This window comes from Neisseria sp. P0021.S007 (assembly GCF_051956855.1).
The window spans coordinates 1-1,572 of record NZ_JBQCXA010000053.1 but is presented as its reverse complement, the minus strand read 5'-3'; the positions used below and the strand labels follow the sequence as shown (position 1 = coordinate 1,572).

The 1,572-nt window shown below is 48.5% G+C and carries 2 protein-coding genes; one reads left to right on the top strand and one right to left on the bottom strand.

Annotated features, from left to right (window positions below; translation table 11 throughout):
• The coding region (locus ACTHUR_RS11005) for a hypothetical protein (protein ID WP_440398594.1) at positions 1 to 365 on the top strand (365 nt) is incomplete at its 5' end.
• Positions 366 to 596: 231 nt separating this feature from the next.
• Here ACTHUR_RS11005 and xth read toward each other — a convergent pair.
• Positions 597 to 1,367 (bottom strand): exodeoxyribonuclease III, encoded by a 771-nt coding sequence (gene xth / locus ACTHUR_RS11000; RefSeq protein ID WP_440398593.1) that lies wholly within the window; start codon positions 1,365 to 1,367, stop codon positions 597 to 599.
• Positions 1,368 to 1,572: the final 205 nt, after the last annotated feature.

Here is a 1,572-nt window from a genome sequence, read left to right as displayed (position 1 = left end):
ATATTAAATTATCAAATAAATCAATATTTTTTAAAGATTTATTTTATAAAACATCCTTAGACTCAATATCAAGAGATGATATTGGCGGTGGAGAAATGCAAATTCTTGCACAACCACAAATAGAAAAGAAATCTGATACAGAGTTTAAAGTTACTGCAATTGCAGATGTGTCTAGCACAAGCAAAGAGTTCATTTTAACAGCGTCTATTTGGGTTAAATTTGAATTTAGCTTGGTGCATGCAGAGTTACCAGATGATGCAAAAATAAAAAATGTTGCACAAGAAATCTTTGAAGATTTAGTTTATAAATTTATTCAGGAGTTCACAGAACGAACGCCTTTTCATATGACTACTAGCAAGCCGTAGCCTGTATCTCCACCAACCACGTTGCGTGGTTGCGCCATACTCTACTTGCAGGTGGCACAAAATTTAAAACCGACGTGTAGTGTATGTGCGGTACGCACGCACGCGTTCTTTTCCGTTCAAACCATTATTTCAAACTTTCAGAAGACCTCAAATGTCGTCTGAAAACTTTTAGAATAAAGGCCGTCTGAAATCCAGTTTTCAGACGGCCTGATTTTTTCTTAATTCAAAGTGTTAGCAGTCAAACTCTGCAATTACCGGTGTGTGGTCGCTGGGGCGTTCTTGGGCACGGGTTTCTAGGTCGACAGTGACGTCGGTAAGGGTGGCGGCGAGTTCGGGGCTGCTGAGAATGTGGTCGATGCGCAGGCCGAGTTTGCGTTGGAACATGGCGCCGCGGTAGTCGAACCATGTGTAGAACGCGCCTTCGGGGTGGATTTTGCGCAGGCTGTCGGTCAGGCCGAGGTCGAGTAGGTTTTTAAACCATTGTCTTTCGATGGAGGAGCAATGGATTTTTTCGTGCCATTTTTCGGGGTCGTAGCAGTCGGCATCGGCCGGGGCGATGTTGAAGTCGCCGAGCAGGACGAGTTTGGGGTGTGCGGCCATTTCTGCGCGGACGAACTCGGTCAATGCGGCAAACCATTGTTCTTTGTATTGGAATTTTGGGCTGTCCAGGGCTTCGCCGTTGACGCAATAGACGTTGATGACGCGTACGCCGTTGATGGTGGCGGCGATGACGCGGCGTTGCGGGTCGTCGGGTAGGGTGGGGAGGCCGCAATGTACGTCTTGCGGTGCGTGGCGGCTGATGATGGCGACGCCGTTGTAGGTTTTTTGGCCGCTCCAGACGCAATGCCAGCCCATCATTTGCAGGGCGGCGGCTGGGAATTTGTCTTGGTCGAGCTTGAGTTCTTGTAAGGCGAGTATGTCGGCTTGGGGGTCGGCCAGCCAGTTTTGTACTTGGGGCAGGCGGACGTTGAGGGAATTGACGTTCCAAGTGGCGATTTTCATGATGTTTCCGTGTGTGCTGTTGGGTGGGAAGGCGGCGGATTGCGCCTGTGGGCATGGGCGGTATTGTATAGCGGATTGGTTTATTTTTCGATATGGGCTGATAGTGGCAGGCCGTCTGAAAGCTGATGTTTCAGACGGCCTTGATGTTGTGATGTGGAATAATTTGTTTATTCAGCCTGGTCTTTGAGCGTGCGCAGGGTATTGA

What these genes read in the sequence shown, in the direction of transcription:
- xth (WP_440398593.1), bottom strand. Translation starts at nt 1,367, where the DNA reads ATGAAAATCGCCACTTGGAACGTCAATTCCCTCAACGTCCGCCTGCCC.